The 26026-nt window shown below is 71.5% G+C and carries 25 protein-coding genes; 13 read left to right on the forward strand and 12 right to left on the reverse strand.

The window, feature by feature from the left end; translation table 11 throughout:
• Window positions 1-4 precede the first annotated feature (4 nt).
• Window positions 5-265 carry a hypothetical protein gene (locus F603_RS0109240; RefSeq protein ID WP_158678629.1) on the forward strand — a complete coding sequence of 87 codons (261 nt, stop codon included), beginning with the start codon at window positions 5-7 and terminating at the stop codon, window positions 263-265.
• Between the two features lie 35 nt (window positions 266-300).
• Here F603_RS0109240 and F603_RS0109245 read toward each other — a convergent pair whose 3' ends face one another.
• The 4 genes from F603_RS0109245 to F603_RS0109260 form a co-directional block, all read right to left on the reverse strand.
• Window positions 301-1572, reverse strand: coding sequence for an MFS transporter (locus tag F603_RS0109245; protein WP_019545726.1), 1272 nt, complete (start codon window positions 1570-1572; stop codon window positions 301-303).
• Window positions 1569-2246 (reverse strand): ArsR/SmtB family transcription factor, encoded by a 678-nt coding sequence (locus tag F603_RS0109250; protein WP_019545727.1) that lies wholly within the window; start codon window positions 2244-2246, stop codon window positions 1569-1571. The genes F603_RS0109245 and F603_RS0109250 overlap by 4 nt, the downstream gene beginning before the upstream one ends.
• A gap of 167 nt (window positions 2247-2413) precedes the next feature.
• Window positions 2414-3211, reverse strand: coding sequence for a M23 family metallopeptidase (locus F603_RS0109255; RefSeq protein WP_019545728.1), 798 nt, complete (start codon window positions 3209-3211; stop codon window positions 2414-2416).
• 371 nt (window positions 3212-3582) lie between these two features.
• Window positions 3583-4470, reverse strand: coding sequence for a LysR family transcriptional regulator (locus F603_RS0109260; RefSeq protein WP_019545729.1), 888 nt, complete (start codon window positions 4468-4470; stop codon window positions 3583-3585).
• Between the two features lie 94 nt (window positions 4471-4564).
• Here F603_RS0109260 and F603_RS0109265 point away from each other — a divergent pair, with 94 nt between their 5' ends.
• The 8 genes from F603_RS0109265 to F603_RS35540 all read left to right on the forward strand — a co-directional run bounded on the left by F603_RS0109265 (window position 4565) and on the right by F603_RS35540 (window position 14566).
• Window positions 4565-5320 carry a succinate dehydrogenase cytochrome b subunit gene (locus F603_RS0109265; protein WP_019545730.1) on the forward strand — a complete coding sequence of 252 codons (756 nt, stop codon included), beginning with the start codon at window positions 4565-4567 and terminating at the stop codon, window positions 5318-5320.
• 1 nt (window position 5321) lies between these two features.
• Window positions 5322-7313, forward strand: coding sequence for a fumarate reductase/succinate dehydrogenase flavoprotein subunit (locus F603_RS0109270; protein ID WP_019545731.1), 1992 nt, complete (start codon window positions 5322-5324; stop codon window positions 7311-7313).
• Window positions 7310-8050: a succinate dehydrogenase/fumarate reductase iron-sulfur subunit gene (locus F603_RS0109275; protein WP_019545732.1), complete on the forward strand. Its 741-nt coding sequence runs from the start codon at window positions 7310-7312 to the stop codon at window positions 8048-8050. Before F603_RS0109270 ends, F603_RS0109275 begins: the two co-directional genes overlap by 4 nt.
• Before the next feature lie 232 nt (window positions 8051-8282).
• Window positions 8283-8657 (forward strand): SseB family protein, encoded by a 375-nt coding sequence (locus F603_RS0109280; protein WP_019545733.1) that lies wholly within the window; start codon window positions 8283-8285, stop codon window positions 8655-8657.
• A complete protein-coding gene (locus tag F603_RS0109285; protein ID WP_019545734.1) occupies window positions 8654-9205 on the forward strand; it encodes a hypothetical protein in 552 nt (183 codons plus the stop codon). The genes F603_RS0109280 and F603_RS0109285 overlap by 4 nt, the downstream gene beginning before the upstream one ends.
• Complete coding sequence (locus F603_RS0109290; RefSeq protein ID WP_019545735.1) at window positions 9202-13611, forward strand: DUF6531 domain-containing protein; 4410 nt, start codon at window positions 9202-9204, stop codon at window positions 13609-13611. The genes F603_RS0109285 and F603_RS0109290 overlap by 4 nt, the downstream gene beginning before the upstream one ends.
• A gap of 8 nt (window positions 13612-13619) precedes the next feature.
• Window positions 13620-13991, forward strand: coding sequence for a hypothetical protein (locus tag F603_RS0109295; RefSeq protein WP_019545736.1), 372 nt, complete (start codon window positions 13620-13622; stop codon window positions 13989-13991).
• Window positions 13992-14164: 173 nt separating this feature from the next.
• A complete protein-coding gene (locus tag F603_RS35540; protein ID WP_211231053.1) occupies window positions 14165-14566 on the forward strand; it encodes a hypothetical protein in 402 nt (133 codons plus the stop codon).
• Here F603_RS35540 and F603_RS36495 read toward each other — a convergent pair.
• Both F603_RS36495 and F603_RS0109305 read right to left on the reverse strand, forming a co-directional pair.
• Window positions 14500-14805 carry an AMP-binding protein gene (locus tag F603_RS36495; protein WP_211231069.1) on the reverse strand — a complete coding sequence of 102 codons (306 nt, stop codon included), beginning with the start codon at window positions 14803-14805 and terminating at the stop codon, window positions 14500-14502. The genes F603_RS35540 and F603_RS36495 overlap by 67 nt on opposite strands.
• Before the next feature lie 647 nt (window positions 14806-15452).
• Window positions 15453-16229, reverse strand: a complete 777-nt coding sequence (locus tag F603_RS0109305; RefSeq protein ID WP_019545738.1) for a D-Ala-D-Ala carboxypeptidase family metallohydrolase — start codon at window positions 16227-16229, stop codon at window positions 15453-15455.
• Between the two features lie 528 nt (window positions 16230-16757).
• Here F603_RS0109305 and F603_RS31890 point away from each other — a divergent pair.
• Both F603_RS31890 and F603_RS35065 read left to right on the forward strand, forming a co-directional pair.
• Window positions 16758-17420, forward strand: a complete 663-nt coding sequence (locus F603_RS31890; protein WP_019545739.1) for an SIMPL domain-containing protein — start codon at window positions 16758-16760, stop codon at window positions 17418-17420.
• The gene (locus F603_RS35065; protein ID WP_158678630.1) at window positions 17410-17754 is read left to right on the forward strand and encodes a hypothetical protein; all 345 of its coding nucleotides are present in this window, start codon (window positions 17410-17412) and stop codon (window positions 17752-17754) included. Before F603_RS31890 ends, F603_RS35065 begins: the two co-directional genes overlap by 11 nt.
• Window positions 17755-18186: 432 nt before the next feature.
• Here F603_RS35065 and F603_RS0109320 read toward each other — a convergent pair whose 3' ends face one another.
• Window positions 18187-18774, reverse strand: a complete 588-nt coding sequence (locus F603_RS0109320; RefSeq protein WP_019545741.1) for a restriction endonuclease — start codon at window positions 18772-18774, stop codon at window positions 18187-18189.
• A gap of 689 nt (window positions 18775-19463) precedes the next feature.
• On the opposite strand from F603_RS0109320, the gene F603_RS0109325 reads away from it, so the two are divergent.
• Window positions 19464-19949, forward strand: a complete 486-nt coding sequence (locus F603_RS0109325) for a phospholipase A2 (protein ID WP_019545742.1) — start codon at window positions 19464-19466, stop codon at window positions 19947-19949.
• Window positions 19950-20439: 490 nt separating this feature from the next.
• On the opposite strand, the gene F603_RS0109330 is transcribed toward F603_RS0109325, so the two are convergent.
• Window positions 20440-21078: an SAM-dependent methyltransferase gene (locus F603_RS0109330; RefSeq protein ID WP_019545743.1), complete on the reverse strand. Its 639-nt coding sequence runs from the start codon at window positions 21076-21078 to the stop codon at window positions 20440-20442.
• Window positions 21079-21196: 118 nt separating this feature from the next.
• Between F603_RS0109330 and F603_RS0109335 the strand changes: the two genes are divergently transcribed.
• Complete coding sequence (locus F603_RS0109335) at window positions 21197-21793, forward strand: helix-turn-helix domain-containing protein (RefSeq protein WP_019545744.1); 597 nt, start codon at window positions 21197-21199, stop codon at window positions 21791-21793.
• An 18-nt stretch (window positions 21794-21811) separates the two neighbouring features.
• On the opposite strand, the gene F603_RS0109340 is transcribed toward F603_RS0109335, so the two are convergent.
• From F603_RS0109340 to F603_RS0109355, 4 genes are read right to left on the reverse strand one after another with little or no spacing between them, the layout of a single operon-like run.
• Window positions 21812-22840: an iron-siderophore ABC transporter substrate-binding protein gene (locus F603_RS0109340; RefSeq protein ID WP_019545745.1), complete on the reverse strand. Its 1029-nt coding sequence runs from the start codon at window positions 22838-22840 to the stop codon at window positions 21812-21814.
• Window positions 22837-23694, reverse strand: a complete 858-nt coding sequence (locus F603_RS0109345; protein ID WP_019545746.1) for an ABC transporter ATP-binding protein — start codon at window positions 23692-23694, stop codon at window positions 22837-22839. Before F603_RS0109345 ends, F603_RS0109340 begins: the two co-directional genes overlap by 4 nt.
• A gap of 49 nt (window positions 23695-23743) precedes the next feature.
• Window positions 23744-24811: a FecCD family ABC transporter permease gene (locus tag F603_RS0109350; protein ID WP_019545747.1), complete on the reverse strand. Its 1068-nt coding sequence runs from the start codon at window positions 24809-24811 to the stop codon at window positions 23744-23746.
• The gene (locus F603_RS0109355; protein WP_425426961.1) at window positions 24808-25941 is read right to left on the reverse strand and encodes a FecCD family ABC transporter permease; all 1134 of its coding nucleotides are present in this window, start codon (window positions 25939-25941) and stop codon (window positions 24808-24810) included. Before F603_RS0109355 ends, F603_RS0109350 begins: the two co-directional genes overlap by 4 nt.
• Window positions 25942-26026 lie beyond the last annotated feature (85 nt).

Consider the following 26026-nt stretch of genomic DNA (forward strand, 5'->3'; position numbering starts at 1 on the left):
TCGGATGCACGACGCCGAATCCCGGCGGATCTCCCGGCAGTTGACGGACCCGGGGACGGAGCGCTGTTTCGACGCCTCCGACGTGATGCCGCCCGCGGTGCGCGACGCGTTCCACGAGTCCGTGCTGCTCTTCCTCGACTCCCCCGAGGTGGCGCCCCGCCTGAAGTCGATCCAGGCGGTGCAGGACGCGGAGCGCGGCAAGCTCGTCCGAAGCGGCCGACTCGCCCCGGGAGAGCCGTGGATGCGAGGCATCTGCAGCAAATGACCGCGCACAACGGCCGCTTGGGGACGTCGGGCGGCTCAGAGCGCGAGCTCGCTCCTCCGTACCCGGGACGAGGCCCCGGCGATCGCCAGCCCGACGAGGCTGAAGCACGCGCACGCCGCGAAGACGGGCCCCGCACCCCACACGCCGGCGGCGAGCCCGAAGACGGGATAGCTCATCGGCGCGACGCCGATGGCGCCGATGAGCTGCACGGAGGAAACGCGCCCGAGCATCGCGGGCGCCGTCTCGGTCTGCACCAGAGCACGCCCCAGACCGCCCCACGTGCCACCCGCGAGACCGGCGCACCCGGCCGCCCCGACGGCCCAACCCAGCCCGGGCGCAAGGCCGATACCGGCGACCGCCGCGGCAGCGAGCACCATCCCCAGGAGCATCACAGCACCGGTGCGCGGCACACGGCCCGCCACCGCCAGCACCAGCGCCGCACCCGCCGCCCCGACACCGAAGGCCCCGACGAGCCACGCCGTGCCGCCGGCGCCCCACCCCCGCTCGGCTGCGAGGAGGACGACGCCGACATTCATGGGCCCTGCTATCGCGAGTTCGCAGACGGTCCCCGCGAGGACGATCCGGCCGATCAGCGGATGCCGCACGACGTAGTGCAGCCCGTCCCCGAGGTCGCGCAGGGCGCCCCTGCGCCCCGGTGCCGGGTCCACGTGCCCGGGTGGTTCCGTATCGACGCGGAGCGGCGCGAGCCGGACGGTGAGGAGCAGCGCGAGCGAGACGGCGAAGAGGCCGCCGGCGAGGCCGAAGGCGGCCCCGGGGCCCCCGAGCCCCATCGCGAACCCGGCGAGCGGCGGCCCCGTGATGTTCCCCGCACGGACGGCGAGTTGGGCCATGCCCTGGAGCCGCGCGAGCTGACTCCGGTGGGTGAGGCGCGGCGGCAGCGCCCCGACGGCCGGCATGAAGACGGCGTCGACGGCGCCGAAGACGAGCGCGGCGGCGACGAGCACCCACAGCCCGGGCGACCCCGCGACGAGTGCGCCCGCGACCCCGAGGATCACCGCGCACCGCACCGCGTCGCCCCCGAGCGCGACCCGCCGCGGCCCGAACCGGTCGGCGATCACCCCTCCCCCGAGCATCAGCACCGCGCGCGGCACCGCACCGACCGCCATCACGAGGCCGACCTGCGCAGGGCCCGCGGCCTGCCGCGCGGCCCAGCCGAGCGCGAGGAAGTAGACGCCGTCGCCGATCATGGAGGCGGCGTAGGCGGCTAGCCACCGCAGCACGTTGGCGTCGCGGTAGGCGGGGCGCGGTGCGGGCGGCTGGGCGCGCGGGGTATCCGTCGCCGTCACGGGCGGAAGGGGAAGCCGTAGAGGTGGACGGAGACGTGCTCGCGCGGCGCGTCCCCGGCCTCGGCCGCCGACTTGCCGTGCTCGCCCCAGCGTTCGGCCACGGCCTGCAACTCTGCGGCGTACTCGGTGAGTTCGTCCGTGGTGAGGTAGGCGAGGTACTCGGCCGAGAAGGCGGCGTCGCGCCACTCGCGCGGCCAGCTCGCCGCCGTGTCGAGGTACTCGGCGTAGCGGCGCGTGCGCGTCTCGACCAGCCGGCGCACCACCTGCTGGGCCACGGCCGCGCCTTCGGGCGCGCCGTCGAAGTCGCTGCTGCGGAAGGTGAACTGCTCGTCGGGCGACACCTGCCACCACCGCTCGCGCGCGTCCCCCGTGCCGCCCTCCGCCTCGATGAGGAAGCCGTGTGCCGCCATCTTTCGCAGGTGGTAGCTGACGAGCGAGACGGCCTCGTCGACCTGCTCGGCGAGGTGCGAAGCGGTCGCGGAGCCGACGGCGGTGAGGAGGCGGAAGAGTTCGATGCGCAGCGGGTGGGTGAAGACCTTCAACGCGTCGAGGTCGGTGATGCGCGGCCGCGGCGGGGGCTCGCCCGGGGGCGTCGGTATGCCGGAGGGCTCTCCCCCTGCGGACTCGGACGGCCCGGAGTTCCCGGCCGGCGGCGGCTGCGGTGCGGTGGGCATGGTGCAGACCCTAGGCGTGCAACTCATTTTGCACAAACCTTCTTTCGCAATTTCCTTTGCGGAAAAGGCCGTTGGGACGGCACGACGAAGGGGGCGGCACGTGGGCCGCCCCCTTCACGGCGTGGGAGCCGAGGACAGGCGCGGGGTGCCGCCGCACCCCGCACACGTCAGAGCGTCACGCCGTACCCCGCGAGCCACTTGACGGGGTCGATCGCCGACCCGAACCCGGGGGTCGTACGCACCTCGAAGCGGAGGTGCGGTCCTGTGGTGTTGCCCGTCGAGCCGGAGAGGGCGACGCGGTCTCCCGCGGCGACCCGCTGCCCCTTCTCCACCTTCGTCTCGGACAGGTGCGCGTAGTGCGAGTACTTGCCGTCGGCGTGCTCGACGACGGCCTCGTGGCCGAAGGCGTCGTCCCAGCCCGCATGGTGCACGGCGGCGGAGACCGGAGTGCCGACGGGCACGGCGATGTCCGTACCGGTGTGCCCCTGCGACCAGTCGGCCCCCGACGCCTGGTACTCGGCGGTCCCGGTACCGCCGCTGACCGGGCGTACCGCCTGCTCGGTGCGGAGGGTGAGCTGCTGCCCCGGACGCAGGACGTCGGGGTCCGAGCCGAGCGTCGACTCGTCGGCGGCGTAGAGCCCCTTCCAGCCGCCCTCGACGTTCCGCTCCTCGGCGATCGTGGAGAGCGTGTCCCCGGACTCGACGGTGTACGAACCCCCTTCCGCCGACCCGGCGTTGGCCATCGAGGCGCCGACGAACGGCAGCGCGAGGGAGGCTCCGGCCGCCGAGGCCCGGGTGGCGAGTCGGCGCGTACGGCCCTCTCGGGAGGCGCGGTGCCGCGCACGGGCCTCGCCCGCGTGCTGCTCGGCGCACCCGGTCGAGACCTCGGGGGCGTACGGGACGGCGGACACGTACGCCGGATGGGGAGGGGACGGGGCGGAACCGCGGGACGGCGCAACGGCCATCGGGGCTCCTGGTCTCCGGCGCCTGCGGGGTGAGCTGTCGGGTTCGGGCGGGAGAGCGCCCGGCCGCGCAGTGGTCGGGGGACGCGGCTTCATCCCGAGCCGCAGCCGGTGGCGTACGGCGGAGGTGGTTCCCCCGCTCCTGCCCTGCGGTGGGGGGGGGACGTCGGGCGGCGCACCGGCCGGGGGCAGGATTCGGCGTCCGGCAGGTGCGTGTTCCTCTCGAACGGGCTGCACGCTAGGGCGCCGTTCTCGCGCGGCACAACCGGTGTCGCCACCGGCAGTGACCCAACTCGCCTGCCATGTAAGGCATTTCGGTCGCCATAAGCGGAGGCTTAGGCTTCCGTTAAGCCTCCGATCGGGAACCTCACCGGCTACTCGGCGGCCAGGTGCTCGGTGAGGATGCGCCGCAGCTCGCGTGCCGCACGCGGCGGGGAGACGTCGCTGCGGTGCGCGACGGAGACCGTGCGGTGCAGCCCGGGCGCCGCGAACCTCGTCGCCCTGAGCCCGGAACGCTCCGCCACCATCCCCGGCACCACGGCGAGACCGAGCCCGGCGCGGACGAACCCCAGCACCGCGTCCATCTCTCCGCCCTCGACCCCGGGCAGCGGCTCGAAACCCGCCTCGCGGCAGGCCGCGGTGATGAGTTCGCGCAGGTCGTACCCGCGCCGGAAGATCGCGAGCGGACGGTCCCGGAGGTCGGCGACGCGCATCGGGCGCCCCTCCACCGGAGGCGGCTCGTCGGGCGGCGAGACGACGACGAGCTCCTCGCGCAGCACCTCGGCCGTGGCGAGCGCCGGCGCCTGCACGGGGAGCGGGGTGAGGATGAGCGCCAGGTCGAGCTCGCCCGCCGCGAGCACCCGGACCAGGTCCTGCGAACCGTCCTCGTGCACCACGAGTTCGACGCCCGGGTACCGGTCGTGGAAGACGCGCAGCACGTCGGGGACGACGCTGGCGCACAGGCTCGGCGGTGCGCCGAGCCGCACCCGTCCGCGTCCGAGCCGTGCGACCTCCTGCACCTGCCGCCGCGCCGTCTCCGTGTCGGCGAGGATGCGGCGCGCGAACGGCAGCAGGGCCTCGCCTGCGTCGGTGAGCGAGATGTGGCCGCGGGCCCGGTGGAAGAGCTCGGCGCCCAACTCCCGCTCAAGCGCCCGGATCTGCTGCGAGAGCGAGGGCTGCGCCACCATCTCGCGCTCGGCGGCCCGAGTGAAGTGGCGGGCGTCCGCCACGGCGACGAAGTACCGGAGCTGGTGGAGCTGCATACCGCCAGCGTACCCGCCCGATAGACACCGCCTATGGTCCAGAGCAGAACTATGTCTTGGACTGATTCTGCGGCCGTTCCTACTGTCGTGATTCATGGCAACGGCAACGGCGAAGACGCCGACGGACCGCGGCGGGGAGCGCTCCGCCTCCGGCACGGCCCCGGACGCGCGGCGGCTCGGGCCGCTCCGCAGGATGTGGCGGAGCAGCATCGGCAAGAAGACCGTGATGGCGGTGAGCGGGCTGCTGATGCTCGGCTACCTCGTCGTCCACATGCTCGGCAACCTCAAGATCTTCTTCGGGGCCGGCGAGTTCAACGGCTACGCGCACTGGCTCCGCACCATCGGAGAGCCCTTCCTCCACCACGAGTGGTTCCTCTGGATCGCCCGCGTCGCGCTCGTCGCGGCCGTCGTCGCGCACGCCGTCTCCGCGTACCAGCTCAGCCGCCGCGACCTGGCGGCCCGCCCCGTGAAGTACGCCCGCCGCAGGGCCCGCACCAGTTACGCGACGCGCACCATGCGGTGGGGCGGCGTGATCGTCGGCCTCTTCATCGTCTGGCACATCCTCGACCTCACCACCGGCACCGTGAACCCGCGCGGCCAGGCGGGCCACCCGTACGAGAACGTCGTCGCGACCTTCAGCACCTGGTACGGCAACACCATCTACGTCGTCGCGATGCTCGCCGTCGGCCTCCACGTCAGGCACGGCTTCTACAGCGCCGCGCAGACGCTCGGCGCCACCCGTGCCGGCCTGCGCCGCGGCCTCTCGGCGGCCTCCAACGTGCTGGCGGTGGTCCTCACCGCCGGCTTCCTCTCGGTCCCCATCGCCGTCATGACGGGAGCGGTGCACTGACATGCCCGACGCAGCAGACCACACCACGCAGGCGGCGCGTGCCGACCTCCCCCCGTACGCGCAGTACCGCGTCGGAGAGCCGATCGCCGACACCAAGGCGCCGTCGGGCCCCATCCAGGAGCAGTGGGACACCCGGCGTTTCGAGGCGAAGCTCGTCAACCCGGCGAACCGGCGCAAGTACAAGGTGCTCGTCGTCGGCACCGGGCTCGCGGGCGGGGCCGCGGGAGCCACCCTCGCCGAACAGGGCTACCACGTCGTCCAGTTCTGCTACCAGGACTCGCCGCGCCGGGCGCACTCCATCGCGGCACAGGGCGGCATCAACGCGGCGAAGAACTACCGCAACGACGGTGACTCCGTCCACCGGCTCTTCTACGACACCGTCAAGGGCGGCGACTTCCGCGCCCGCGAGTCCAACGTCCGCCGGCTGGCGCAGATCTCAGTCGAGATCATCGACCAGTGCGTCGCGCAGGGCGTGCCCTTCGCGCGCGAGTACGGCGGCCTCCTCGACACCCGCTCCTTCGGCGGCGTGCAGGTCTCGCGCACCTTCTACGCCCGCGGCCAGACGGGGCAGCAACTCCTGCTCGGCGCCTACCAGGCGCTCTCCCGCCAGATCGCGGCCGGCGCCGTCGAGATGCACCCGCGCACCGAGATGCTCGACCTGATCGTCGTCGACGGCAGGGCACGCGGCATCGTCGCGCGCGACCTCGTCACCGGACGGATCGAGACCCACCTCGCCGACGCCGTCGTCCTCGCCACCGGCGGCTACGGCAACGTCTTCTACCTCTCCACCAACGCGAAGAACTCCAACGCGACGGCGATCTGGCGCGCCCACCGCCGCGGCGCCCACTTCGCCAACCCCTGCTTCACCCAGATCCACCCGACGTGCATCCCGCGCTCCGGCGACCACCAGTCGAAGTTGACCCTGATGAGCGAGTCGCTCCGCAACGACGGCCGCATCTGGGTGCCGAAGCAGGCGGGCGACACCCGCCCGCCCGCCGAGATCCCCGAGGACGAGCGCGACTACTACCTGGAGCGCCGCTACCCGGCCTTCGGCAACCTCGTCCCGCGCGACATCGCCTCCCGCGCGGCCAAGAGCGTCTGCGACGAGGGCCGCGGGGTCGGCCCCGGCGGACAGGGCGTCTACCTCGACTTCGCCGACGCCCTCGCGCGCCTCGGCCGGCCGGCCGTCGAGGAGAAGTACGGCAACCTCTTCGAGATGTACCAGCGGATCACCGCGGAGGACCCGTACGAGGTGCCGATGCGCATCTACCCGGCGATCCATTACACGATGGGCGGTCTGTGGGTCGACTACGACCTCCAGACCACGATCCCGGGGCTCTTCGCGATCGGCGAGGCCAACTTCTCGGACCACGGCGCCAACCGGCTCGGCGCCTCGGCCCTCATGCAGGGCCTCGCCGACGGCTACTTCGTCGTCCCCGCGACCCTCGGCGACTACCTCGCCCGCCACCCGCACGACGAGGTGGACCCCGACCACCCGGCTGTCCACGAGGCCGTCGGCGAGGTCACGGACCGCCTCTACCACCTGCTGTCCAACAACGGCGACCGCAGCCCCGACTCCTTCCACCGGGAGCTCGGCGAACTCCTCTGGGAGGACTGCGGGATGGCCCGCAGCGAGGAGAGCCTCCGCAAGGCGCTGGAGCGCATCCCCGAGCTCCGCCGCGAGTTCTGGGAGCGCATCCGCGTCCCCGGCAGCGGCACGGAGCTCAACCAGTCGCTGGAGAAGGCCAACCGCGTCTCCGACCACCTCGAACTCGCCGAACTGATGTGCCTCGACGCGCTCCACCGCACCGAGTCCTGCGGCGGCCACTTCCGCGTCGAGAGCCAGAGCGAAGGCGGCGAGGCCGCACGCGACGACGACGCCTTCTCCTACGCCGCCGCCTGGGAGTTCACCGGCAGCGGCGCCCCGCCCGTACTCCACCGCGAGGACCTCGCCTTCGAGTACGTACACCCCACCCAGCGGAGCTACAAGTGAGACTCACCCTGCGGATCTGGCGCCAGCGCGGCCCCGAGGACCGCGGCGCCATGGCCACCTACGAACTCGACGGCATCGCACCGGAGATGTCCTTCCTGGAGATGCTCGACACCCTCAACGAGGAGCTCGCCGACCGCGGAGAGGAGCCCGTCGCCTTCGACCACGACTGCCGCGAGGGCATCTGCGGCGCGTGCGGCGTCGTCATCAACGGTCAGGCGCACGGTCCCGAGCCGACGACCACCTGCCAGCTCCACATGCGGCACTTCGAGGACGGCGACACGATCGACGTCGAGCCGTGGCGGGCCGCGGCCTTCCCCGTCGTCAAGGACCTCGTCGTGGACCGGTCCTCCTTCGACCGCATCATCGGCGCGGGCGGCTACGTCACGGCGCCGACGGGCAGCGCCCCCGAGGCCCACTCGACCCCCGTGCCCAAGGACGCCGCAGACACCGCCTTCGAGCACGCCGAGTGCATCGGCTGCGGAGCCTGCGTCGCCGCCTGCCCGAACGGCGCGGCGATGCTCTTCACCTCGGCCAAGGTCAACCATCTCAACTCGCTGCCGCAGGGCGCCCCCGAACGCGAGACCCGCGTCCTCGACATGGTCGACCAGATGGACACCGAGGGCTTCGGCGGCTGCACCCTCGCCGGCGAGTGCGCCACCGCATGCCCGAAGGGCATCCCGCTCCCGTCGATCGCGGCGATGAACCGGGAGTACCTGCGGGCGGTGCGGAAGAGCTGAGGGGGCACGCTGCGTGCGTCCCCGCTCTGCCCGGGGGCGCGGTGGCTGGAGCGGCGCCCGCGAGGGACGGTTCCGACGAGCGGGCCGGCAGGGCCGAGAGCGGTGATCGGTCGGCGACGACGAGCGTGAGCCGTGAGGCATCCGCACCGAAGGTCATGCCCCCTCGCCCGGTCGCCCGCATGTGCCAAACTGCCTGCGGTGACCGCACGGTGGCGCGACGGGGAGGGGCGGCATGTCGCTGCGTGAGCTGGTGGAGCAGGAGACCGTCACGCGCATGACCTCGGCGGAGCGTCTCGCTCAACTGCGTTCTCTACGGCTCTACTTCCGACGTCCCGAGCATCCCGGCTTCTTCGTCTCGGAGACGGTGGAAGGGCCGATGGTGCCGGTCTTCACGTCCTGGGAAGAGCTTGCCCTCTTCGCGGGCGCATGCGAGTGGGCGTCCACCAGCGCCGAGGACGTGCTGGAGCTGTTGCCTGAGGGCGTCAGCGCACTCGTCGATCCGTTGGGGCCGCATCCCTTCGTGCTGGACGCGGCAGTCGCCGCGGCGTCGGCGGGGCTCTCCGAGACGGGGCCTGAGGTGGCCGAAACACGGGGAGAGTCGGCGTGACGGACGAAGGCAAGGACGCGTCGGGCGACGGAAAGGCGCCGGCGCCCGGCGACGGCTATGCGGTGCAGATATCCGAGGTCCGAAAGGTCATGAAGCCGCTGGAGGAGTCGGTCGTGGCGGCGCACAAGATCAAGGACGACTGGAAAACGCTGGCCAAGAACATCGACTACGCGGCCACGATCGACATCGAGAAGCCTGCCAAGGACATGCTCTCGGGATGGGGTTACGGCATGGGCCGCATCGCCGAGCACACCGAGGACATCATCGAGACACTGCGGCAGGTGCTCTCCGCATACATGACGGCCGACATGCTACGGATCAAGGACTTCTCCCCCACCGCGGACAACATGGCCAAACTGCCCGTCGGTGACCACGGTCTCGAGGTGTGGGAAGAAGGTCATCGGCCGGAGTTCGACTCAGCACCGAAGAGCCTTCAGGAGCAGTGGGAGGAACAGCCCAAGCCAGAAAAGGAGCCTCGAGTCCGCCGCTTGGGTAAGGACCGCGTCCTTGACTGGGAGGACGAGAATGCCGAAGCGCCTCCCGCATGACCTCGAAGGACGCGACAGAGGGTGCCTCACCCGGTTCCGTCGAACGGCTCCCTCCGCACGCCGAGCCCAGCGACGTCATCATCGGCGACCCCGGCAAGCTCGACGATCTGGTCGTCAAACTCCGCGCTTACGCGGGGGCGTTCCACGACGGCAGGGAAAAGCTGGCCGTCCTCGTGCGGATGCCGTGGACGGGCGAAGCCGCCGCCTCCTTCGAGGACTCCGTCAGAGCGCTGCCGAGGGAACTGAAGGCGGCACAGAAGTACTTCATTTCGGCCGCCAACGCGCTGGACGCCTACGCCGACAAGCTGCGGTCCGTCCAGAAGCGGGTGAAGCCGATCATCGAGGACGCGGACACGGCCCGTGCCGCATCCCGCGCCTACGCGCGCCAGGTGACGCAGTACAACGCCGCCGTCGAGCGCAAGGACGAAGACCTTCCGGACAAGCCTCCGAGCGAGGACCCGGGCGTCACCGCGTTGGAGAAGTGCTACCGGCGTCTGGACACCTTGGAGGAGGAGCTTCAGGGCGTCGTCGACATCTCCAAGAAGCAGTTGGAGACGGCGGCGGAGAGCGCGCCCGACGCACCCAAGGGATACGCACGTTTCCAGGAAGAGGGAGGGGACTTCCTCTACGGGGCCGGGAACGCGCTACGCGGCTGGGGCAAGCAGGCTGAGTACCTTGTCGAAGACGGCTTCGGCGGCTGGTCGATGCAGCTCGCCGGGATGGCCGACGGCGTCGTCTACGCGCAGGAGCACCCCAAAGAGTTCGCGAAAGCCGCCGTCAGCTGGGAGGAATGGCAACGCAATCCGTCGCGCGCGGCCGGCCAACTCACCCCCGACCTCCTGCTCGCACTCGCCACCGGGGGCGGCGCCGGCGCACGCAAGGGCGCCACTGCCGCCAAGAACGCCGCCCAGCGGCTGGCCGGCCGCGAGCGGGGGCTTCGCCGCAACGGCAGCGGACGCGAGCGCGCGGACGGGGAACCGCAGAAGAACGACAAGAGCAGCAAGGAAAAGCCGGGCCTCAACGAGCCCGTCGATGCCGCCACCGGCGAGATGTTCACCTCGGAGACGGACGTCGAACTCCCCGGCGTCCTGCCGCTCGTGCTGGAACGGCACTACGTCTCGGGGCATCCGTGCGGCGGCTGGTACGGACCCACCTGGGCCGGCACGCTCGACCAACGGCTGGAGCTCGACGACAAGGGCGTCGTCTACATAGCCGACGACGGCATGGTGCTCAGCTACCCCGTCCCCGAGCCCGACGTGCCCACCTTCCCCGTCAGCGGGCCACGCTGGCCGCTGACGTGGGACGGCAAGCCGGACAGCTCCATGACGATCAGCGCCCCCGAGCGCAACCGCACCCTGCACTTCACACGGCTTCCCATCGGTGGACAGGAACTGGCCCTCTCAGCGATCACCGACCGGGCGGGCAACCGCGTCACCTTCACCTACGACGCACAGGGCGCACCCAGCGAAGTCACCCACTCCGGCGGCTACCGCGTCGCCGTCGACACCGATCCCCAACTCCTGCGCATCGTCCGTCTCCGCCTGCTCCACGGCGAGAACGCAGAGCGCGGCACCACCCTCGTCTCCTACGCCTACGACGCGGCCGGCAACCTCGCCCAGGTCATCAACTCCACGGGCGAGCCGCTCCGTTTCCGCTACGACGACCACCACCGCATCACCTCGTGGCACGACCGCAACGGCACCGCCTTCGGCTACGTCTACGACCACCGCGGCCGTGTCCTCCGCACCGTCGGCCCCGACGGCATCTACTCCGGGCGCTTCCGCTACGACGAGGCGGCACGCACCACCCGCTACACAGACTCCCAGGGTCATGAGTCGATCTACGTCTACAACGAGGCGTACAAGGTCGTCGCCGAAACGGACAACCTCGGCCATACGACGCGCACGGAATGGGACGAGGCCAACCGCCACCCCGTGACCGTCACCGACCCGCTGGGCCGCACCACCCGTTACTCCTACGACGATCTCGGCAACGTCGTCCGGATCGAACGCCCCGACGGCAGCACCGTCACCGCCGTCCACGACGACGACTGCCTCCCGCTTCAGATCAGCGACCCCAACGGCGGTGTGTGGCACCACACTTACGACGACCACGGCAACCGCACCACCACCACCGACCCCACAGGCGCAGTCACCCGCTACGCCTACAACGACGCCGGCCACCTCACCGCCCTCACCGACCCGCTCGGCCACACCACCACCGTCACGCCGAACGCGGCCGGCCTCCCTACGGCTCTCACCGACGCCCTAGGGAATACCACCCGCGTCCAACGCGGCCCGCACGGCCGCCCCACCGCTCTGACCAACCCACTGGGGCACACCACCCGTTACGGCTGGACGATCGAAGGCAAACCGGCCTGGCGCGCACACCCCGACGGCGCCCAGGAGACCTGGAGTTGGGACGGCGAGGGCAACCTCGTCGCCCACACCGACCCGGCAGGCAACACCACCCGCCACACCCACACCCACTTCGACCTCCCCGCCACCCGCACGGACCCCGACGGCGCCGAGTACGCGTTCACCTACGACACCGAACTCCGCCTGACGAGCGTCACCAACCCACAGGGCCTGCACTGGAAGTACACCTACGACGCAGCCGGACGCTTCACGGCCGAACAGGACTTCAACGGCGCGACGTTGACGTACGAGCTGGACGCGGCAGGGCAACTCCTCGCCCGCACCAACGCCGAGGGTCAGACCCTCCGCTACATCCGAGACGCCCTCGGCCGCGTCGTCGAGCAGCTCGACGAGTCCACCGACGAGCGCACCACCTTCACCTACGACTCCGCTGGCGGCCTGATATCCGCCATGAGCCCCGACGCCGAACTCCGCTTCGAGCGCGACGCGTTGGGCCGAGTAGTGAGCGAAACGACGAACGGCCGCACGGTCTCTCACACCTACGACGCTGCCGGCCGCCGCACCCGACGTAGGACACCCTCCGGCCACACCTCCACCTGGGTATACGACGCGGCCAACCAGCCGCTCTCCCTCACCACGGACGCCGGCTCGCTCTCCTTCACCCACGACGCGGCAGGCCGCGAGACACACCGCGAACTGACCTCGTCGATAACGCTCTCCCAGGACTGGGACGCGACCGGACGCCTCACCCGGCAGACCATCGGTGCCGCAGGGGAGGAGATCCTTCAGCACCGCACGTACGCCTACCGCCCCGACGGCTACGTCACCGAGATCCGCGAACTCACCTCCGGCACCCGCCAGTTCGCCCTGGATCGCGTGGGACGCGTCACGGGCGTCCAGGCCCACGGGTGGACGGAGCAGTACGCCTACGACGCCGCCGGCAACCAGTCCCATGCGGACGCGCCCGCGCACCACTCCCCCGGCGACCGTGACATCACTGGCACGCTGATCCACAGAGCGGGCCACACCCACTACACCAACGACGCAGCAGGCCGCCGCACCACCGCCACACGCCACCTTCTCAACGGTCAACGCCGACAGTGGAGTTACACGTGGAGCGCGGAGGACCGCCTCCGCACCGCCGACACCCCCGACGGCACCTGGAGCTACGCGTACGACCCCCTCGGCCGCCGCATATCCAAGACAGACCCCAACGGCAAAACACTCACGTTCACTTGGGACGGCACCCGCCTGGCCGAGGAGACCACCCCCGACGGCACCACCCTCACGTGGGACTACGCCCCGGGCACCCACCGCCCGATAGCCCAAACCAACCGCGACCCCCTGCTCAAGGACCGCACGCTCCACCCCGTCGTCACGGACCTGACAGGGACCCCCACCGAACTCCTCACCCCAGACGGCGACCTCGCCTGGCAATTCCGCACCACCCTCTGGGGGACCCAACTCCCCACCCCCCAATCCACGGTGCGCTGCCCCCTCCGCTTCCCCGGCCAATACGCGGACCCGGAAACTGGCCTCCACTACAACTACTTCCGGTACTACGATCCGGAGACGGCGCGGTATCTGACCTCAGACCCACTGGGGTTGCTGCCAGCGTTCAACCATCACAGCTATATCCTCAACCCGCTCAACTGGTTGGACCCCCTCGGTCTTCAGGGATGTGGCATCGACGATGACACGTACGACGCCCTTGACGAGAAGTACGGGAATCGCGTGGCGGACGGTGTAGATCACGACGTCCAACGGATGAACGATGGCTCGCCCAGCGCCCCGGCCCACTCGCTCGCGGGAATCGGGACGAACGCCGAAGAGCTGGCCAAGTATCTTTCGACGTACGAAGGCCGGATGACTCACACTGACACAAAGACGGGCGCGCAGGTCACTTACGATGGGAGCCGGCGAGATGCCAACGGCGATGGAGTGCTGATTGTGCAGACCGCGTACCGAATCCACGCCTATCACATGTCCGAATCCAGCTTCAATTCAGGAAGGTATCAGTCCAATTGAGAGCCCGGGTGCTGATCGCGCAACAGGACGATGGGCACTTTGCTGTGACGTTGAGCCCTGCCCAGGCGTCCGTCATGGAAGAGTGTCTTCGTCTCGTGACCGAGGGGAGCGCGCGGGATGAGGTAGTGCGATTCACTGTGGGCAGCCCGAGCGAAGAAGTCCCGGCTGTCATTGCAAAGGCACGTCGAGTGAGCCAAGCGAACCACCGTGCAGAGCATGTGTTCACGCTCGCTCAACTACATGTGATCTACGCCAGCCTCACCAGCGCCGTGACGGAGTTCGTCTCCGATGAAGACTTTCATCAGCGAACCGGTTGGTACCGCGAGAACGTGATCGCCCTCGCCAGCGCTTTGTCCCGCTCAGTTCGCGACCTCTTCTAGAGTCCAGTCGATACCCGGTGTCGGCGTTAGTCGGCAGTCCACCGCCGCCGGTCACCGTTTCGAGGACGTCGAGTAGGCAATGGGTGCGGACGGCGGACATGTCGTGCTTGCCTCCCGGCCTGACCGGTGGGGTCCAGAGGAAAGACGTCCGGAGCGGAGGCGCCGCCGGGTCCATGGCGTCATCGTCCACGTCGCCAAGCAGACGCCCGCTCTTCGAAGGCGACCAGGGACGCCGCAGCAGCAGGTGGCGGCGGATACCGAAGGACGCCGACAGCGGGCGCGAGGCGCGCTCGCCCCATTCGCTGATCTCGTCGAGGCTCTGCGCGGTCGAGACGACCGCGCAAGGGCACACCAGCCGTACCGCGGTCACCGAGCACCGCCACTCGGCGACGTCCGGGGGGGGCGTCGAGGACCGCCTCCACCTCGGCCGGGTAGACGTTCTCGCCGCCGCGCAGGATGAGGTCGGAGCGCCTGCTGCTGATACGCAGCAGACCGTGCCGCATGGTGCTCAGGTCGCCGGTGCGCAGCCGGCCGTCCGGGGCGTCTCGCGGGTCGCTCGCGGGACCCTCCAGTAGCGGAGCGTCATCTGCGGTCCGCGCAGGCAGACTTCGCCTTCCGTGCCGTCGGGGACGCGGGCGTCGGCGGCGTCGCGCACCTCCACCTCGGTGTTGACGACAGGGCGGCCGACGCTGGACGGGTCCCGCGCGAGCTCGGCCGGGCCGGCGAAGGTCGCCGCCGTGCTCGACTCGGTGAGGCCGTAGCTCGCGCCGGGCAGCGCCGCGAGGCCGGGGAGCCTGTCGCGGACCTCGCCCAGGAGGGCGGGCTAGAGGGGGCCGAGTTGAGGGAGAGGGTCGTGAGAGACGAGAGGTAGTAGAGGGAGAGGTCGCCCCGCGCGAGGAGGCGGTTGGCCATCGTGGGGACGGCGCCAAAGTTGGTGATGCGTTCCCGTTCGATGAGCTCGAGCACAGGACACGAGCCGACTGCGCCACGGCTGCCGCGTGTTCGGTGAACGTCAACCGGGCGGAGTCGCTGACGAGGTACTCGGTGGCGCCGTACTGCCGTGCACGGTCGGGGAGTTGGGGAAGGGAGCCGTACCGGTTGCGGAAGACCCGCATCGGTACGCCCCGTACGTCTCCACCGCGGCTTCGAAGGGCTTGCCTGCCCGCGTCAGTTGCGCCTCGGCAGCCGCCCTGCTGTCCGGAGCAGCAACGGTCACGGCACTCCCTTCGAGGCAACCAAGCAACCGTTGGGTCCGCAACGCGGGGGAAGTCAAGGTCCCGCGGGTGCACCAGGGCATGGAGGGGCCGGGTACGTGCGGTCATTGTGCTTGTGTGCTGCGGGCGTTGAGGGTGGACGGGCCGGCGACGCGGCCGAGCGGGACGGCCGCGTCGCGGAAGGCACCCGGGCATGGTGAGCCCGGGCCGGGAGGCCGGTTGGCTCTCCCAGCCCGGGGCGGGTGGGTCAGATGCCGCAGTCAGGCGCGTCCCAGTACTGGCTGCTGCGGTGGTCGACGTGGGCGTGGTCGTCGTGGCCGGGGTAGCCGGGGCCGAGGATGCCGTGGAATCCGCGGTCGCGGGCCGCCTGGGCGAGTTCGCACAGGGTGTGGTTGTCGGAGACGAGGTCGGCCGCGTCGCCGTAGAGGTGGCGGCTGTCGGGGGCGCCGCCGACGCTGTCGTTGCAGCCGGTGGAGCGGAAACCGCTCGTGACGGTGATGGGCTCGTCGCCGAGTGCGTGGCGGAGCGCCTCCAGCTTCCACATGGTGCGCAGGGCGTTCGACTTGGCCTCCTCGGCGCCGACGGCGCCGCCGCTCCAGTCGGAGTTGCAGCTATTGAGCTCCGCGAAGTCGAAGTGGGCGGGTGAGCAGTCGTCGTCCTGGAGCTGATAGATCTGCTCGTAGGTCTCCGTGTCGGCGACCCCTGTCTTCGACAGCCCGTACGCGCTCTGGAACCGTTCGACGGCTGCTTCCGTCGCGGGACCGAACTCGCCGTCCACGGCGAGGACTTCGCCCGAGGCCGGATAGCCGCCGACGCGGATCTGTAGCTGGGTGACGGCGTCGCCGCTGGCGCCCTGGGAGAGCTCCTCGTCCCAGGTGTAGCAGCCGTCGGCGGCCTGCGGCGCCTGGGCGGCACCGGCGGCGGAGCCGCCCAGGAGGACGGTGGCGGCGAGCATGGCGAGGGCAACGGCGAGGCGCAGCGGCCCGTTGCGGGCCCGGGTGCGCAGGAAAAGTCTGCGGCGCATGATCTCTCCGTACGGTGGGGGACATCGGAGGGGCATGGCGGTACGGGCGCCCCGGCCTCGGCACGGTGCCGTTCGGCGCGGAGCATGTGCCGGGCAAAGCTAGCGGGGGGCGCCGGCGGGTGTAAACAGGTCGGCAGAGCCTCGTCCGTGACGAGGCCGGCGCCCCCTCGGGCGCTAGCCTCCGTCGGGCGGGCTTGCTGCGCCGACGGCTCGTCGCGTATTCAACTCGTCGATTCGAGGGCGGAGTTGCCGCGCCATTGCGCCTCGCGCACGTACGGCCCTCCTCATGGCGGCGCACGAAGAAGCACACGTGACTTCGCGCAGATCGGCCAACTCCGCAGCGGGTACGGAGGTTGGCGGCCTCCCGACCGCCCATCCCGGACGAGTACCTCGGTTCGGTATGCGGCACGGAGAAACGCCGGCTGCGTCCGTGGGATCAGCCAACTCCGCCGAAAAAAGTTGACGCCTCCCCGGCCGCCCTGACCCATCCTCCGGCCACGTGCGCGTGCTGCGTGCTTGACTCCCCTTATGGACACGAGAGTTGACCAACCGTGGGGCGTCGTCGTCCTCGGTACCGCGACGGCCTCGGCCCCTCCCGATCTGGTACGGGTCCGGCTCGCAGTCGACGTGACGGAGAACGACCCGTCCGCGGCGTTCGACGTCGCGCGCGGGGCCGTCGGCGAGCTCCGTGCCGTCTTGCGGCGGCACGGAGCTCGCGACGAGGACGTCTCCGTCTCCCAACTGGAGCTGCGCACCGACTGGGAGTGGCGCGACAGGCGCCGTACCTTTCTCGGCTACCGCTGCCACGCCGACGTCGCAGCGCCGCTCCCGGACACCGGCTCGCTTGAACCGTTCCTCACCGGGGCCGTCGGCGTCTCTGCCGTCCTCGTCGAGGATGTCGCCTTCGATGTCCTCGACAGGTCCCGACTCCTCACCGCGGCACGGCAGGACGCCGTCCGTGACGCGCGCGCCAAGGCCGGGCTCTACGCCGAGGCGGCGGGCGCGGCGCTGGGTCCCGTGCTCCACGTCGAGGAGGTTTCGGAGCCGCGCCCCGCGGGCTTCGACGGACGGCGGAACCCGGCGCCCGGGGATCTCGTCCCGGGCCGTGTGTCGGTCGAGGCCGCAGTGCGGGTGGGTTTCGCGCTCCGTCCCGGCCGGTACGAGCACGACACGGGCTCCCATGCCGGATAGCGACCGCGTCGGCACAGCTCAACGCCTCGCCTGGGCCGCCGGGTTCGGGCTCTGCGGAGGGCTCGGCCTCGGCACGATCGTCGAGCCGGGCATGTGGGGCGTCGAGCCGGCGTGGGCGTTCGCGGGCGGCGCCGTCGCCGGGGCACTGGCGGGGTACGCCGTCTCGGGGAGGCCGCAGCCCCGGGCGCCGGAAGGCGGCTGGCCGCAACCGGTCGGCGGTGATCTGCGAGAGCAGCGCTGGTGGCGGTGGATGACGGCTTTCCTCTGGGGGCCGTCCTACCCCTCGCGGGTGTCTTCTCGGCGGTGGACGGCCATTGGTTTCGCGCCATCTTGATGGTGCTGCTCTCCGGGTTCCTCCTCGCTCAGCAGGCCGTGTACCGGAGCCGCCGACGCACAGGCCGTGACACCGGCCCCCCGATGGAGATGCATCCGGCCGTGCGAGGTCGGGGGCGGCTCCTTGCGTTGGGCCTGCTCGCAGTCGTGGCGGTGGGAGTGGCGGTCGGCGCGGTGCTTGGCTGAGGATCGCCGAAATCCCTTCGGGGGGCGTCGAGTTGCCGGCAGCGGTGCCCGGCCTTCCGCAGGCATGCCTCGACACGCCGCTCCAGCGGAACCCCGCCCTGAGGCGGTAGCCGACGAGCGGACACCGCGGGCACGGCAGCGGCTCAGTCCCCCGGCTGCTCACGCACGAGCCGTCCGCCCCCGCACGGCAGAGGTCTCACAGGCTCCTCCGCGGCGGGCGTGGAGCCTCCCGGGCGTCGCCGATGCCTCATCTCGCGGACGGCCCCCGCTGCCCCGGCAGTTGGGGCAGGAGCCACCATAACGGCCAGGTGCCGCCCGCCCAGCGTGCGAGGAGCTCGCGGCCCACGAGGTGGATCTCCTGGGAGCGGCCGAACGTCCTGGCGTCCTGGGTGAAGCGGCCGTTGGTCACCAGGACGACCACGTCCGCGCCGTGGACCGGACGAGCGGTGCCGTTGAGGCGTTGCAGATCGGGGGTGCCGATCGCGGAGCCCGACGCTCCGGCGCTGCGGTGCTTGCACTGGACCACCCAGCGACGGCCCGACGGATCGGTGCCGACGACGTCGGCGCCGAGGTCGCCGCGGCCGCCCGTGCGTACCGCGTCCGCGCAGCCGTCGCGGAACAACAGGTCGCGTACGGCCTCCTCGAACTCCCCGTGGTGCAGGGCGTCGATACGGGGCAGGTCGAAGCGCGCCTCCGGGGCCCCGCCGCCCCGCCCCGCGGCGGACTGCTGCCACCGCGCACGCGCAGCCACGACCGCGGCGGCAACGGCAGCGGCGACGAGCAGCACCCACCAGTGCGCAAGCAGCCACTCGACGACCGCGCGCAACACCGCCACTGCGAAGAGGAGAGCAACAGCGGCGAGCGCGAGCTCCTGGAAGCGAAAGCCCGGCCGCCGCCCGCCGGTTCGAGGGCCGGGCCGGTACCGAGGGCGCCGATACCGAGGACGGGGGTGCGGCCGGGGCCGAGAGCGAGGCCCGTACCGGCGCGGCGGCGGACGCCGACGCGGGCCGTAACGCGGACGGGGCCGGCGGCGGGGGCTCACCACGGCCGCCTCGACTCCCCGCGAAGGCACACCGGCGGCATCCCCCGCACCCCTACTGCACGCATGCCCCGACCTCTCCCCCACTCGTCCTCATCCTCCGGACTCCAGTAGAGCAGAGGGCACTGACACCGCGTGCCCGAACGATCACGCCGCTATCCGTCCCCGGCGGGCGGCCTCTGCCTCCGCCGAACTCACACCGCTGCGACCGGCGTTGACGTCACCGGGCGCCGCGGAAGCCACCGGCAACCGGTGCCGACCGAAACGGCAACCCGGCCCCCCGCAGACGCACAACGCAACGGCAGCGGACCCCGCCGAGCCCGCCGCGTCCCACTCCCGGCAACGTGCGCCCAGGCGCGAGCAGGGGGCGTGCACCGGGCGCCCGCACGTCCCGCGCCCCTCCCCTTTCGGGTGGACCCACCGCACCACCGCAGGCACGCCTCGTTCCCAGGTCCGAAGCACCCGCACGACGACCCGGAGGAACCGTGGGCACCAAGCTCTCGACGACCGCCGTCACCCTGGCCGCAGCCGCCGTCTTCGTCGGCCCGTGCACGGGAACGGCCGGCGCCGCACCGTTGAACCCGCAAGCCGGGGACGCCTCGCTGCGCCGGCAGGCGGACCGGATCATGAACCTCACGTACCAGGAGTTCGCGCGCGCCCGGCACGTCGCCCCTTTCGACTGGACCACCGACGGCTGTTCCGTCCCGGCCGGCCTCACGCCCTTCAACGAGGTCTTCCGCCCCGCCTGCGTCCAGCACGACTTCGGCTACCGCAACTACGGTTCCGCGCACAAGCTGAAGCTCAGCCCCACACGCAAGGCGAAGAACTGGATCGACGGCCGCTTCCGTACGGAGATGAAGCGCCTCTGCGACGCCACCTACAAGTCCTCGTCCCGGCACAAGAACTGCCTCAAGGCCAAGGACACGTACTACTTCGCCGTCAACAACTTCGGTGACAGGGCGTTCTTCTGAGCCGTCCCCTCGACGCGTACTCGACGCGGCAGGGACAGCGGCGCCCCTGAGCGCCCGGAAACGCGAGCACCCCGGCCTCCCGCACGTCGGGGGCTTACCGCTGCCCCTGCCCAAATCCGTTGCCGCGCCGACGAGTTGCCCACGGACTACACACCGACCGCGCCCGACGGACGGCACCGGCACACCGACAAGCATCCCAGCATCCTCGCCTCCACCGGAGCACGACGAACCGGCCAAACCCCGGCCAACTCGGCGGCTCCCCACGCGAGTTACCGCCTGGAGCAACGAAGCCTTTCCCCCGACGCCCCGGTCAGACACCACCCACCGAAAGCCACCACCGCCGCACCGGAGCACCCGCAGAATGCCTTCGGCACCACTACGGACGCGTGCTCCTCACACCGCAGCATCCCAGCGCCCTCAGCAGGCCGGAGGGAAATCACCGCCCCGGCAGCCGCGACCGGCCATACCGCCGACCCCACCCGACCCCGGATCAGAGCCGCCGCACCAGCACCGTCGCATCGGTCCGCTCACGCGGAACGCCTTCCGGGTCCTTCTGCACACGCACGTGCTCCTCGCTCCGCAGCACCTCCCAAGCTCCCTCGGGAAGCCGAAGCGACTCGACGACCTCCTCGGGCGTCGGAAAGTGGAGGTCCTGCGGGTGGTCGTGCTGCCACGAGGGGAACCCCATGTGCCCCTCGACGAGCAGGACGCCCCCCGGCGCGACCGCGCACGCCGCGCGGCGGAGGATCTCCTCGCGCGGCATCTCCACCATCGAGTGGAGGAACTGCGCCGAGACGAGGTCCCAACTGCCCTCGGGGAAGGAGACGGCGAGGTCGTGGTGGAGGAAGTCGATCCGCTCGGCGACGCCGGCCTCCGCTGCGTGCCCCGCGGCCCGCTCCAGCGCGACGGTCGAGATGTCGACGGCGGTGACCCGCCAGCCGCGGCGGGCGAGCCACACCGCGTCGCCGCCCTCGCCCGCACCGAGATCGAGCGCGCGCCCGGCGGGGAGCTCCCCGACCACCTCGACGAACGCGGCGTTGGGCTCACCGCTCCAGATGCGCCCGCTCTCGCGGTACCGCGTGTCCCAGACTTCCTCTGCGGTCTCGGGCCCTGTCGTCTCGTCCGTCATCGCTGCCTCCCAAGCGTCGGGTCCCGGCGGCGCCGTACCGCTCGGGTCAGGTGTGCGCCATCGTCGGACCGGTCTCCGGCGTTTGACAAACCTTCTTGCCGAAGCGGCAATTGGACCCATGAGCGACGACGAACTCACCGGCTTCCTCGCCGGTGTCGGCCCCCGCCTGCGCGAGGTCCGCAAGGCGCAACGGACGACGCTGTCCCAGCTCAGCGAGGCCACGGGGATCTCGCAGAGCACGCTGTCGCGCCTGGAGGCGGGGAAGCGGAAGCCCACCCTCGAACTGCTGCTGCCTCTCGCGCGGGCGCACGGCGTCCCCCTCGACGAACTCGTCGGCGCCCCGGAGACGGGGGACCCCCGCATCCGCCCCCGTCCCTTCACCCGCGACGGCCGCACGTACATCCCGCTCACCCGGCACCTCGGCGGGCTCCACGCCTACAAGCAGATCCTTCCGCCCGAGGAGCCGCACCGCCGCCAACTGCCGCTGGAGCAGCGCACGCACGAAGGGTACGAGTGGCTCTACGTCCTCTCCGGGCGCCTCCGCCTCGCGCTGGGCGAGCACGACCTCGTCCTCGGCCCCGGCGAGGCGGCCGAGTTCGACACCCGCACCCCGCACGGCTTCGGCAACGGCGGCAGCCGGCCGACGGAGTTCCTTGCGCTCTTCGGCCCGCAGGGCGAGCGCATCCACGTACGTGCGCGGCCTGCGAAGTCCTGAGGGCTCCGGCGCTGCCCGTCAGGAGTCGCCGTCGAGCGCGTCCGCGAAGACCGGCACCACCTCGTCGAGGGCGTAGACGACCGAGAGCACCGAGTCGGTGGCGAACGCCTTGCCGAGCATGTCACCGTCCTTGAACACCACCGAGCGCCCGTCCTTCACGGAGGGCACGGCGCGGTAGAGCGGATCGTCGCTGATCTTCTTCGGGGGTATCCCGATCGGCGCCATCACCGTGAGGTCGGCGTCGAGGAGGTCGAGGTTCTCCCGGGACACGGTGATCGAGAAGTCCTTGCCCGCCTTCTTCTCCACCGCGGGGCTGTTCTTGAAGCCGAGCCGCTCGACGAAGTCGACGCGTCCCGCGCCCCTGACGTAGGCGCCGTACCCCTCGCTGGTGCGGGAGCCCACGGTGATGGTCTTGTCCTTGAACTCGGGGTGCTTCTTCGCGGCGGCGTCGAACTTCTTCTCGGTGTCGGCGACGAGCTCGGCGCCCTTCTCCTTCACACCGAGCGCCTTCGCGATCATCTCGGTCTGCTTCTCCCACGGGGTGAGGTACTGGTCGCTCCCCTTGGGGACGCCGACGGTCGGCGCGATCTTGCTGAGCGTGTCGTACCGCTTGCGGTCGCCGCTCGACTTGGTGTCGAGGATCACGTCCGGCTGGAGCTCGGCGATCTTTTCGTACTCCGGCTCCAACGTCCCGATGAGCTGCGGGCTCTTGTCGTACTCGCCCTTCGCCCACGGCCCGACGCCGTCGCCGCCGAACTCCAGCCAGTCGCTGGCGCCGACGGGCTGGACGCCGAGGGCGAGCGCCGTCTCGGCGTCGCCCCACCCGAGCGCCACCACACGCTTCGGCTTCTTCTCGACGGTGACCTCGCCGAACTTGGTGGCGACCTTCGCGGGGAAGGCACCCCCCGATTCGCCGCCCCCGCCGGAGCCGGCGTCTGCGTCCTCGCCCGCGCAGGCGGTGAGCCCGGCGAGGAGGGCGGCGGAGACGGCGACCGCCGAGCCGGTGCGGAGGCCGCGGATGCGGCGGTTGGTGTGGCGTGTGTTCATGACCTTGCCTTGTCTGAAGAGTTGCGTGGAAGGGAAGCCGCCGCCTCGACGACCGGTGCGCACCGGTGCCTGCCGATCGGCACGATCATCGGGGTGCCGGAGGCCGGATCGTCAACGACGGTGCACCGCATCGCGAAGACCTCGCTGACGAGCTCCCCCGTCACCACCTCGGTCGGGCTCCCCTCCGTGACGATCCGCCCGTCGCGCATCGCCACCAGGTGGTCGGCGTACCGGCAGGCGAGGTTGAGGTCGTGGAGCACCGCCACCACGGTCGTGCCGCGGTCCCGGTTGAGGTCGGTGAGCAGGTCGAGGACGTCGAGCTGGTGGCTGACGTCGAGGTAGGTCGTCGGCTCGTCGAGGAGGAGGACGTCGGTGCGCTGCGCGAGCGCCATCGCGATCCAGACGCGCTGCCGCTGCCCTCCGGAGAGGGAGTCGACGGGCCGGTCGGCGAGCTCCAGCACGTCGGTCGCGGTGAGCGCCTCGGCGACGGCGCGGTCGTCCTCCGGCGTCCAGCGGCGGAACCAGCCCTGGTGCGGGTAACGGCCGCGCCCCACGAGGTCGTTGACGGTGATGCCGTCTGGCGCAGCCGGGCTCTGCGGCAGCAGACCGAGGAGCGAGGCGACCCGCCGCGTGGGCAGCGCGTGGATGCTCTCCCCGTCGAGGAGGACGGAGCCGGACGCGGGGGTGAGCAGCCGTGCCATGGTGTGCAGCAGCGTCGACTTCCCGCAGGCGTTGGGGCCGACGATCATCGTCACGCGGCCCGGCGGCACCGCGAGGTCGAGGCCCTTGACGACGTCGTGCCCGTCGTAGCCGACCCGTACGTCTTTCGCCGTGAGCGAGTGTTCGGCGCTCATCCGCGTACCTTTCCGTTCCGCAGGGGGCAGGCACCCCGGTTCTGCTCCGTCATCCGCCGTGCCCCGTCCTGTTCGCGCGGGCGAGCAGTATCAGCAGGTACGGCGCCCCGATGAGGCTGGTGACGACGCCGGCGGGGAACTGGTCGGACCACAGCAGGTGTTGGGCGACGAAGTCCGCGACGAGCACCAGCACTCCCCCGACGAGCGCCGACGGCACCAGCGCGGCGCCCTGCCCGGGGGTGAGCCGCCTGGCCACGGGCCCCGAGACGAAAGCGACGAACCCGAGCGGCCCGGACGCGGCCGTCGCGACGCCCGCGAGCCCGACGGCGCAGCCGAGCAGCATGAGGCGGCTCCGCTCGACGCGGGCACCGAGGCCGGCCGCCGACTCGTCGCCGAGCTGCAGCGGCCCCATCGCCCGCGCCGCCGCCGCGGTGAGCGGCAGCAGCACCGCCAACGCGGCGACGAGCGGCCACAGTTGCGCGTCCGAGCTGCCGTTGAGGCTGCCGGTGAGCCACACCAGGGCCTCCTGCGCCTCGGTCACCCGGGAGCTGGTCATCAGGTAGGAGGTGATGCTGGAGAGCCCCGCGCCGAGCCCGATCCCGATGAGTGCGAACCGGTAGCCGGAGACCCCGCGCCGCCACGCGAGGGCGTAGATGGCGACGGCGGCGACAACGGCGCCGCCGAGCGCGGCGAGCGACAGCCCGAGTCCGCTCACCGCGAAGCCGATCGAGGCGAGCACCGCGGCCGCGCTGGCGCCCTGGCTGACGCCGATGACGTCGGGGCTCGCGAGCGGATTCCGCAACAGCGCCTGGAAGACGGCGCCCGCGAGCCCGAAGGCGACACCGACGAGCAGCCCCACGAGGGCCCGTGGCAGTCGCAGTTCGACGACGATGAAGTGCGCTCCCCCCGCGTCGGCGCCGAAGAGGGCACCCACCACGTCGGCGAGCGGCACCACGGCGTCCCCGTACGCGAGCGCGGCGCAGAAGGCGGCGACGGCGGCGGCCCCCAGAGTGAGGGAGACGCCGGCCCAGCGCGCCCTGCCCGCACGCCTCACCGAGGCGACGCGGCGCACCGCCTCCGCCGTCGGAGCGCGCTCGGGCGCGCGGACGCCGCTCACAGCTCCGCCAGCCTGCGGCGCCGCACGAGCACCACGAACGGGATCGCACCGACGGCCGCCGTCACGACGCCCACCTGCACCTCGCCGGCGCCGGAGACGAGCCGCCCCACGATGTCGGAACCGAGCACGAGGAGGGGCGCGAGCAGCGCGCTGTACGGCAGCACCCACCGGTAGTCGGGCCCGGTGAGCAGCCGCGCCGCGTGCGGAACGACGAGGCCGACGAAGCTGATGGGCCCGGCGACGACGGTCGCGGAGCCGCAGAGCAGCACGACCGCCGCGGCCGCCCCCGAGCGGGCGAGCCCGACCCGCTGGCCGAGGCCGCGGGCGAGGTTGTCGCCGAGCGCGAGGGCGTTGAGCTGCGGGCCGAGCCCGAACGCGAGGAGAGTGCCGAGCACGATGAACGGCAGCGCCTGCCACAGGACTTCGGGGTCCCTGCTGGTGAGCGATCCCACCTGCCAGAAGCGGTACTGGTCGAAGGTGCGGCTGTCGGTGAGGAGCAGCGCGGTGGTGAGCGAGCCGAGCGCCGCCGTGGTCGCCGCACCGGCGAGCGCCAGCTTCAGCGGCGTCGCACCGTCCCTGCCGAGCGAGCCGATGCCGTAGACGAGGACGGAGGCGAGGAGCGCCCCGAGGAAGCCGAACCAGATGTACTGCGAGGAGCCGCCGAGGCCGAGCACCCCGAGCGCGAAGACCACGGCGAGCGAGGCGCCGGCGTTGACACCGAGGATGCCGGGATCGGCGAGCGGGTTGCGGGCGACGCCCTGCATGACGGCCCCGGCGAGACCGAGCGCGACGCCGGCGAGGAGTCCGGCCACGGTCCGCGGTATCCGCACCTCGTGCACGACGAGTTGGGCGCGGTCGGCCGCGTCGGGCGAGAAGAAGGTGCGGAACACGTCGTCCATGCCCGCCTGGCCTGAACCGATCGCCAGGCTGAGCGACACCATCACGACGAGCGCTGCCACGAGGAGCGGGAGACCGGCAAACCGGGCCGACCGCCCCGGGCCGCGCGGACCGGCGGCGAGGCCACCGGAGGAGGCGGCGGAGTCCAACGTCTCGCCCTGTGCGGGTATTTCGGAACGGGCGGCGGAGACGGAACGGGACTCAAGCGGCAACTCGACCACCACCGTCCCCATCTCCGCACGGCGATGCCGTCCGGAAGCTGCTTCATCCCGACAAGTAAGGTGAGCCTAACATCAGTACCGGGTAGGGCGGCTTCAG

This window comes from Streptomyces sulphureus DSM 40104 (genome assembly GCF_000381025.1).
In the GTDB taxonomy this organism is placed as follows: Bacteria; Actinomycetota; Actinomycetes; order Streptomycetales; family Streptomycetaceae; genus Streptomyces; species Streptomyces sulphureus.